Source organism: Parafrankia soli, from assembly GCF_001854695.1.
Lineage (GTDB): Bacteria > Actinomycetota > Actinomycetes > Frankiales > Frankiaceae > Parafrankia > Parafrankia soli.
The window spans coordinates 1-8,903 of the sequence record NZ_MAXA01000040.1; the positions used below are offsets into that span (position 1 = coordinate 1).

At 67.5% G+C, this 8,903-nt stretch carries 8 protein-coding genes and 2 pseudogenes; 5 read left to right on the forward strand and 5 right to left on the reverse strand.

Annotated elements, in window-relative coordinates; translation table 11 throughout:
- From BBK14_RS38085 to BBK14_RS05470, 3 genes and pseudogenes are all read left to right on the forward strand, one after another.
- Nucleotides 1–394, forward strand: a pseudogene (locus BBK14_RS38085) (IS1634 family transposase); the annotation flags it as partial.
- A gap of 23 nt (nucleotides 395–417) precedes the next feature.
- The gene (locus tag BBK14_RS05465) at nucleotides 418–663 is read left to right on the forward strand and encodes a hypothetical protein (RefSeq protein WP_071060102.1); all 246 of its coding nucleotides are present in this window, start codon (nucleotides 418–420) and stop codon (nucleotides 661–663) included.
- A gap of 331 nt (nucleotides 664–994) precedes the next feature.
- Entirely contained in the window at nucleotides 995–1,591 is a 597-nt protein-coding gene (locus tag BBK14_RS05470; RefSeq protein ID WP_241831175.1) for an OmpA family protein, read from the forward strand.
- A 224-nt stretch (nucleotides 1,592–1,815) separates the two neighbouring features.
- On the opposite strand, the gene BBK14_RS05475 is transcribed toward BBK14_RS05470, so the two are convergent.
- The gene (locus BBK14_RS05475; protein WP_071060108.1) at nucleotides 1,816–2,247 is read right to left on the reverse strand and encodes a GNAT family N-acetyltransferase; all 432 of its coding nucleotides are present in this window, start codon (nucleotides 2,245–2,247) and stop codon (nucleotides 1,816–1,818) included.
- Nucleotides 2,248–2,495: 248 nt separating this feature from the next.
- The gene (locus BBK14_RS05480) at nucleotides 2,496–3,215 is read right to left on the reverse strand and encodes an IclR family transcriptional regulator (RefSeq protein WP_071060104.1); all 720 of its coding nucleotides are present in this window, start codon (nucleotides 3,213–3,215) and stop codon (nucleotides 2,496–2,498) included.
- Between the two features lie 172 nt (nucleotides 3,216–3,387).
- On the opposite strand from BBK14_RS05480, the gene BBK14_RS05485 reads away from it, so the two are divergent.
- Complete coding sequence (locus tag BBK14_RS05485) at nucleotides 3,388–4,056, forward strand: nitroreductase family protein (RefSeq protein ID WP_241831177.1); 669 nt, start codon at nucleotides 3,388–3,390, stop codon at nucleotides 4,054–4,056.
- 629 nt (nucleotides 4,057–4,685) lie between these two features.
- Here BBK14_RS05485 and BBK14_RS05490 read toward each other — a convergent pair.
- The 3 genes from BBK14_RS05490 to BBK14_RS05500 form a co-directional block, all read right to left on the reverse strand.
- Complete coding sequence (locus tag BBK14_RS05490; RefSeq protein WP_071060106.1) at nucleotides 4,686–5,501, reverse strand: phospholipase D-like domain-containing protein; 816 nt, start codon at nucleotides 5,499–5,501, stop codon at nucleotides 4,686–4,688.
- 629 nt (nucleotides 5,502–6,130) lie between these two features.
- The gene (locus tag BBK14_RS05495; protein WP_338045424.1) at nucleotides 6,131–6,904 is read right to left on the reverse strand and encodes a TetR/AcrR family transcriptional regulator; all 774 of its coding nucleotides are present in this window, start codon (nucleotides 6,902–6,904) and stop codon (nucleotides 6,131–6,133) included.
- 113 nt (nucleotides 6,905–7,017) lie between these two features.
- Nucleotides 7,018–8,208 carry a cytochrome P450 gene (locus tag BBK14_RS05500; RefSeq protein WP_071060107.1) on the reverse strand — a complete coding sequence of 397 codons (1,191 nt, stop codon included), beginning with the start codon at nucleotides 8,206–8,208 and terminating at the stop codon, nucleotides 7,018–7,020.
- Nucleotides 8,209–8,333: 125 nt separating this feature from the next.
- Between BBK14_RS05500 and BBK14_RS05505 the strand changes: the two are divergent.
- Nucleotides 8,334–8,903 (forward strand): annotated as a pseudogene (locus tag BBK14_RS05505) (IS6 family transposase); the annotation flags it as partial.

The following is an 8,903-nucleotide window of genomic DNA, read 5'->3' on the forward strand; positions in this document are numbered from 1 at the left end:
GGAGAAGGACACCGCCGCGGTCTTCGTCGACTACAAGGGCCAGGAAGCCTCCGAACGGCGCTACGGCGCGTTCAAGGGCCCGCTCGAGGCCGACCCGATCTACCTCGAGAACAACAAGCGGATCCACGGACTGCTCCACGTCGTCGGCCTCGCGTTGCTGCTGTTCTCGCTGATCGAACGAGAGGTCCGGCGTTCCACCGGTCCGACCGGAACGGTCGCCGGTCTCTACGCTGGCCGACCCGCCAAGCCCACCGGCCGGCTCCTACTCGAAGCCCTCTCCGGCCTGCGTCTCGTGCCCGCCCGCGACGGCCAGCCCGCCTACATCCCCCGGCCCACACCGCTCCAGCAGCGCGTACTCAACCTCCTCGGAGTAGACCCGACCAAACCCCCGTGATCACGAAACGGGCAGGTCAAAGCATGAAAACCAAACGTGCGGAGTACAGGAGGCAGCGGTACGCCGAGTTCGCCATCCTCAAAGACACCGACAAGTGGGTCGGCTGGGAGGCGACCCGTGATGCAGCCGACCGGGCCGAGGAACTGGCTCAGGCACAATACGCCCAGATCATCCCGCGTCTCGATGAGCTGCCTCGCCGACCATCGGTCGCCGGCAACACCCCGATGGGTTGCAACGGCCGGCCCGAAGACATCGCCGATTCGTTCTGACTCCGGCCACGCCGCCCCCGGCTGCCTTCCTGCCTGTCGGCTAGCAGGCAGTTGTGCCGTTTCCGCAGGTCAACACCGCTAACATGCGGCAACGCCGAAAGCGAAAAATGGGGGATCGATGCGACACAAGAATGCGGCTCGGTTACTGCTCGTGCTCATGGCTGGTGCGATCGCTGCTGGATGCGGCAGCTCTGATTCCGAGTCGGGCACGGCTGCGGACTCGCCCCCGGCGGTGACGCGCACGCCTACGGACGACGCTACCGACCCGTCAGCTGACACCTCCCCGGACCAATCGTCCGCGACGTCGTTGCCACCCGGGGCCGAACCCGGCTTGGACGACATCAATGACGACGGCGAGCCCGACCCGACCTGCGGCACCCAGGATTTCGGCGCCGGACTCGTGATCCGCATCCCGTGCGACATCGGCGGCTACGCCCACGAGCCGGAAGAGGGAACCCGGCTGATCGAGGGCTCGCTCTACCGACTGCCGGGGCCCGACAACATCGACCTCACCGGAATCTCCGGGGAAAACCTTTCCGCGAGGCACGCCGACGGCACCGCACTGTTCATTCTGGTCTTCAACAGCGACAACCTGTTCGCGACCGGCAGCGACGTCATCGGCAGCACGGACACGCTCGACGCCACCATCCGCCTGATCAACTCGCAGTTCTCGGCCGGCGAGATCCAGGTCCGCGGCCACACGGACGCGACCGGCGCCGTCAGAGGCAACCAGACCCTGTCGGAAAACCGCGCCCGGGTCGTTCAGCAGTACCTGCTCGACCACGCTGTATCTGCCACGGCGGTCACTGCGGTCGGACTCGGCAGCACCCAGCCACTGACAGAAGAGGCCAACCCGGACGGTTCACCCGACCCCGAAGGCCAGCGTTTCAACCGGCGCGTCGAGATAGTCGTCCGGCTCCCCGGATAGCCGGTCGAACGACTTGTCGGCACGGGCGGTACTGTCCGGGTGTAGGCGTCAGATACAGATGAGCAACCGACCGCGTATGTGAGCAGCCCATGAGCAGCGGTCAGGTTCATCCGAGCAGTCGCCACCGTCGGTGATGTTCAGTAACATGCCCTCGGTGTCTACGAGCCGCGGGCCGCCCTCGGCGAACAGGGCCTCCGCATCGACCGGCCCGGCGCCGAGGGCGTTCAGCCGGGCTTTTCCATGTCAATGAACTCCACGGCCCCGTAACCGTCGAAAGTCTCGGTATGCCGGCCGGTCTCGGTGAAGCCGATGCGCCGGTACAGGCAGATGGCGCGTTCGTTGAAGGCCGCGACATCGAGCGCCACGCGGCGTCGGCCGTAGATGGGGCGGGCGAACTCCAGGCCCGCCAGCACGAACTGCTCGCCGAGCCCACGACCGGTGAGATCCGGTCGCAGGCCGAACCCGTAGAACAGCGCGTCGCCGCACGGCTCGAAGAAGTAGAAGCCGATGAGGGCGCCGTCGTCGTCGCGCACGGCGAAGAAGAGCTCGGGGTTCTTCACGGGTAGGCCGTCGCTGTCGTAGAAGTCGTAGGGCGGGTCGTAACGCCAGGCGTCGCGTTCGCGGAACATGGCGTCGTCCGCCGGTTCGATCCTCACCGCTCCCGCCCGTCCCGAACGCCGGTCCCACCCATCAGCGCGGTTCTCCCACGGCGCGCGGTGGCTGGCCGCCTCCATGGAATGCTGGCCCTACCTCGTCCRCTGAGCGCGACGTCCAACCCGTCCTCGACCTCCTTCACCGGACACGAACTGCGGTCACGTTCAGTAGCCGACAGTGGGGCTCCGCACCCGTCAGTCCTGGCAATAACTGCTCAACTGGCTCCCGGCGGGAAGGCGGGAGTACGGGTCTAGCCGGAGATGGATGGGGTGAGGTGGGCGGTGAGCGCGGCGGCGGTCGCGGCGAGCAACGGCATGGCTCGCCGCGCGGCCGGGACGGATGGCGCGGTCACCGAGAGCGCCGCCGCTGGACCGCCGTCGCTTGTCGGACCCACCGGTGCGGCGATCTCAACCTCCCCCAGACGCCTTTCTTCCTTGGCGATCGCAAGCGAGCCACCGCGAATATCAGCGAACTGGCGGTGGAGTAGCCCCGGCGCGGTGACGGTGTATGGCGTGACCCGCACCAGGTCGCTCAGGACCTGCTGTCGTAGGGCGTCAGGACCGTGGGCCAGAAAGAGCTTGCCCGCGGCCGTCGCGTGCAGGGGCAGATGTGACCCCCTCGACACGGCTGCGCCCAGCTCGTCGACGACGAGCAGCCGATTGCCGTCGAGGGAGGTGAGCGCCACGGCACGGCCCGTCGCCGTCCGCAGTCCACGCAGGTAGGGCTGTGCGGCGTCGGTGAGCCGACGCTGGCACGGAACCTGACCGCCCAGCACCCACAGCCGGGTCCCCAGCCGGTACGACCCGTCCGCCTGACGTTCCAACCCTCCCCACGCCACGAGCTCCCGCACCAGCCGCAGCGCCGTGGGCAACGGCAGACTGCTGCGCGCCGCGATTGTGGTCAGCCGCAGGCTGGCCGACCCGTCGGCAAACACGTCCAGGACGGACAACGCCCTGCCTACCGCCGACATACCGCCGCCTTCCGGATGCCGCGCCGTCCTAGCCGTCGGGTGACCGCGTGAAATCTATGATCACCGCGCCGCGTCCGGCCGTCACCGCGTCGCTTTCACCTGATGAAACCGGACGCTAMCGCCCTGGCTCCGCTGCCCGGCAACCTGTGAGTTCCCCGATCCACATGAGGCCATGAGAGGCACGCGCATGCTGCTGGACCTGTCGCCCGATGAGTTGTTGTCCACCACCCGGGCGGTACGCCACCGGTTGGACCTGTCCCGGCCGGTGCCGTGGGAGCTCATCCAGGAATGCGTCGAGCTCGCCGTGCAGGCGCCAACCGGTCGTAACCGGCAGCGATGGCATTTCGTCGTGGTCACCGACCGGGAGCGACGCTACGCGCTCGCGGACGTCTTCCGGAAGGCGGTCGCCGCAGCCGACCCGCACGCCAGCCCGCTGACGCAGCGCGACGCCGAGCGGATGAACGCCTACCCGTCGTCGCTGTCCAAGATGCGCAGCGGCTTCCAGCACCTGTACGACAACATCCACCGCGTGCCCGCGCTCGTGGTCCCCTGCGTCGAAGGACGAACCGACGACGCTTCCGTCCTCGCGCAGTCGATGACCTGGGGCTCGATCCTGCCAGCCGTGTGGAGTTTCATGCTCGCCGCCCGTGCCCGGGGGTTGGGAACGGTGTGGACGACCGCACAGGCGCCCCTCGAACGCGAGATGGCCACGCTGCTGGGCGTCCCGTTCAACCGGGTGATGCTGGCCGCGTTCGTTCCACTCGCCTACACCGTCGGTACCGAATTCCGACCGGCTCCCCGAGTTCCCCTAGGCCAGGTGCTGCACCGCAACCACTGGTAACAAGTGGGACGGAAGCGCCGGCGAGTGTCAACAGGCGGGGCGGCAACCCTGGTCGCCATCGCGTTCCAACTGGTTCCCGACCAGCAGAATGGCCAACTGCCGGACGCAACAGAGYCGCCGGATCAAGCTGGCTATCCGGGGTCCTCGAAAGAGGAGGCGAAATTTCTTCAGGAATGTTTCAAAATGCGCAGGAAATGCCCTCCAAGAGTGGGCCGTCAGGGACTCGAACCCTGAACTCACCGGTTAAAAGCCCGTAGGTCGGCCTGTCGGCTAGTGTCGCATGGTGCCGCCAGGTGTGTGTTTGTGCAGGTTGCGGGTGTTCTGTGTGCCGCGGGGTGTCGGCGGCTGCCGGGTGGTGGTTCGCCGTCCGGGTTCACGATGTGCACACCGGGCCGATGCATGAGACGGCCGAGCCCCGGCCGGGGCTGGTGGTCGGCGAGCAGGCCACACGGCGGCACCCCGACACCCCTGAAGATCGCGGTCTTCGACGACTGTATCCAGACCGGCCAGGGCACCCAGACCGTCATTGGTCGACTGGGGTACGGCGACGGCTGCCGAGCGCCATCGGATTCTGGCCCGGGGCTCGGCTTCGTCCTCCAACCAGCCGCCATCACCATCGTCGCCCGCGCCTACGCCCATCTCGCCCGCACCAGCACTACGAACCTCCCAACCGGGCTGGCCACGCTGGAGGGCTTCTGCCGGCTGCTGGTGGCGCGGGCCGCGGTCGATGACGGCCGGCTGATGGCGCCGAAGGGGCCGTGGGGAAGCATGGGTGTCGTCGAGGGCGGGACAGACAGGGCCTTCAGCCCGCCGCCGGTCAGCACCGCGTTGTCCGGATGGAAGCCGCCGACGCCCTGCTCCCGCAGGGCGTCGGCGAGCGGATGGAGGCCGGGGAAGAAGGAGGCCAGCAGGAGCTTGTGCTCCCGGGCCTCGACGAGGGCCGCGAGAGCGTCCTGCCGCGCTGCGTCGATGTTCGCCTGCCGCTCGCCGCTCAGCCGCTCGAAGTCGACGACCTCGGCTGGGCTGGCGGTACCCTCGGTGATCCGCCTACGCAGCAGGATCATCTCCATGGTCGCCCCGATGCTGATCGACGGGATCGGCAGCTGGTACGGCTCCAACGCCGGCGAGCAGTAGGCATCGATCATCACCTGGCGTATCCGTTCGTTGCGGGTGATGTTCATACGCGGGCCCAGCCCGAAGAACTTCCGGTCGCGGGTCGGCCTGATACCGGTCGTCCAGGAGAACATGGCCACGTTCGCCCGCGTGACGAAGTCGAGATCGGCCACCGACGATGGCAGCATCGCTGGCTTTCCTGTCGTCCCGGACGAGCACGAGACGAAGCAACCGTCGGTCTCGAGCCCGGCGATCCACGCATCGAGTCCGTCCACCCCGGGCCGGGGGGTGCTGCCGGCATGGGTCGACACGGTCTGCAGCCAACGGTCCATGCGATCCCATCGCCCGTCCGCAAGCCACGACTCGCCGTAGCTCTTGTACGTGCTGTGGGCGAACAGTAACGGGACCAGGTCCGCAGGTCCGGTGATGCTGGTGTTGACGCCGAGGCAACGCCTGGTCAGTTTTCACTCGGCACCGACAGCTGGTCAGTCCGCTGCTGGCCAGTCGGTTCTTCAGCAGCGGGATCTGGCGGCCTGCGTCTCGAGGCGTTCGCGTGCGGCCTCGATCTGGAGCGGCAGCAGCTCTTCGGCCGGATGGTCGAAGCGATCGTCTGCGTGCGTAGACGGAGCAGCTGGTCAAGTGCCGATGGCATGGGGCCTCCCGCGAGACAAGCTCGGTCATGGAGAAGAAGGGGTGCCGGTCGGGGCCTGGCACGCAGCCAGTCTCGCTTAAATAGACGGTACGGTGCATTTTCGTCCAGGCCCACCCGACATCCGACACCCGGCCGGTGGCCCTGTGGCCCGGCGGGCGCGACGGGGTGAAAGGGTTGCCGGACTTGCCCGAGCCTGCCGGCGGGGAGGGCGCCGGCCGAGTCGCGGGCCGTCGTGCGCCTGCCTGCGAGGGATGCGTGGCGGTGTTCCCGCCGGGCACCTCCGGGAGGGGCCGTCGGCGACCGGGGACTTCAGGGGCGCAACGACCGTAGGAAAAGCTGGACAGCCGCTTTCTGGCGATGCTCCAGGATCACGGGGTCCCGGCTCACTCCGTACATCGCGAAGAGGGTCGGCGCTCCAGCGACCATGGCAAGGAAGTGCTCCGCGAGAACATCAGGCTCGTCCGCGACGATCGCACCCGTGGCGGCATGTCTGCGCAGCAGGACAGCCACCTGCTCGTGGCGCGGCCAGTAGACCTGGCGTGCCCGGCGCCCCAGGTCGGGAAAACGGGTCGCCTGGGCGATGGCGATCCTCTGCATGGCCTGCATCGCGGGGTGGAGGGTTCGGCGGAGGGCGGCATCCGCGATCGCGGCCAGCGCCTTCTCGAGATCGTCCGGATCGGGTGGTGCCAGCTCCGCGACAGGCCAGTCGGGCTGACTCATCGCCCACTCGAAGACGTGCCTGAAGACGAGCTCCTTGCTGGGGAAGCGGACGTAGAGAGTGGCCTTGGTCGTGCCTGCGGCCCGGGCGATCGCCTCCATGGAGGTGCCTTCATAGCCCTGTTCCAGAAAGAGGAGCAGCGCACTCTCTCGTACGTCGCGGTCGAGACGCGCTGTCTCCTCCGGTGTCGGCCGTCCTCGGGACAGGCGTGGGCGGGCTGAACCGGACGCGTCCATGGCTCCCAGTCTGTGGGACGCCGCGACCCGCGCAGGGCCCGGCTGTGGCCCCGCCCGCCATGCCCTGCGCGGGTGGTGGTGAGTGGGCAGGGCGGCGGTGACCACGGCCCCGCCCTGCCCACTCACCATGGATCGTCCGCACCGAGCCACCGGCTATCTTCCAGTGTCTGCCCCGCACGCCGCGCCCGTGGGACATGTGCGCCGAGACCTACCAGCTGCGCCGTCCTGGAATGGGCCCGTGGTTACGAGAGGATGACGGGCATCCGGTCCCATCCGCGCACCACGGGGGACTGCGAGCGTCTCGCGGCAGAAAGGTCGACATCCCACTCGGGGAAGCGGTTGAGCATCTCCTCGAGAGCGACGCGCAGTTCCAGCCTCGCCAGCGACGCTCCCAGGCAGAAGTGGATGCCGTGCCCGAACACGGAGTGCTGGCCGATCTTCCGGTGGATGTCGAAGACATCGGGGTTGTCGAACTGCCGCTCGTCCCGGTTGGCTGCCAGCAGGATGCAGGTCAGCACACTGCCGGCCGGGACCGTGGTGCCATGGAACTCGACGTCCTCGCTGACATACCGGGCGGCGTTCGGTGCCGACGACTCGAAGCGCAGCAGCTCCTCGATGGCGTTCGGGATCAGCGATCGGTCCTCGACGATCTCGCGGCGCTGGTCCGGGTGCTCGGCCAGCACCTTGGCCATCCATCCGAACATGCGGCCGGTCGTATCGACACCAGCGCCGGCCACCACCGTGAGGAACGTGAGGATCTCCGGCTTGGTCAGGTTACGGACGATGCCGTTCTCGTCCTCGAACTCGACACCGAGTAGTTCCGTGATGAGGTCGTTGGACGGATTCTTCTCGCGCCAGTCGACGTACTCGGCGAAGAAGCTCGGGTCGAAGTACTTGTCGGGGTCGACCGCCATCGGCGCCCCGCGCTGGCTGCGAAGATTTCCGGTGGCATAGTCGCGCACGGCCGGCTGGTCGGCGTCCGGGATCCCGACGAGCATGCAGATGGTGCGCATCGGCAGTATGGCGCCGAGTTCGGTGACGAAGTCGAAACGGTCGGTGCCGACCAGCGGGTCGAGGCAGGCGGCGGTGAAGTTGCGGACCTGTTGCTCGATCTTTCGCATCTTGGACGGCGTGAAGGCGCGTGACACCAACGCACGGTGAATCGTGTGGAGCGGCGGGTCCTCATTGATGAAGACCGCCGGCGGCATGACCGGATCAGCCTTGATGACCTCGATGATGTCACCTTTGGTCGAGCTGAGGCGTGCGGTGTCCTTGAGTGCCGCGATGACGTCCTCGTAGCGACTCAGGGCCCAGAAACCGTGCCGATCATTGTAGTAGATGGGAGCCTCGTCCCGCAGCCGCTTGAACGTCGGGTACGGGTCGGCGTCGATAGCGGGATCGTACGGGTCGTAGTAGACGTCTGTAGTGGTCATGCCACTCCTCCTCGCGATGCACTATACACCTGTCCAGCATCGTGCCATACGTACGTATAGTTGCGGGGGCATTGTTGCCTCGGTGAAGGCCACCATCGCGGCTACCGATCAGTCATGATCGAGTGATGCGTCGACGTCGTGTCCGTCCACCGGTTCCGACGTCGGAGTTCGCGGGGTTCCGTTCCCACCCGAGGTGATCGTCTTGGCGGTCCGCTGGTACCTCCGGTTCGTRCTGTCGTACCGGGACGTCGAGGAGCTGCTCGCCGAACGTGGCCTCGAGGTTGATCACGTGACCGTGTATCGGTGGGTGCAGCGCTTTACGCCCCTGCTGGTCGAGGCCGCGCGGCCGTGTCGGCACCGTCCTGGGGATAGGTGGTTTGTGGATGAGACGTATGTGAAGGTCGCAGGCCGGTGGACCTATGTGTACAGGGCGGTTGACCAGCACGGACAGGTCATCGACGTCCTGGCCAGCACCCGCCGCGACCAGGCTGCGGCACGCCGCTTCTTCGTCCGTGCGCTGTCCCATGGGCATCGGCCGGTCGAGGTCACCACCGACAAAGCACCCGTCTACCCGCGGGTCCTCGACGAATTCTTGCCTGAGGCGTGCCACGTCGACGCCGCCCGGGAGAACAATCGGATCGAGGCCGAGCACGGCCGGCTCAAAGCACGGCTCCGGCCGATGCGCGGCCTGAAAC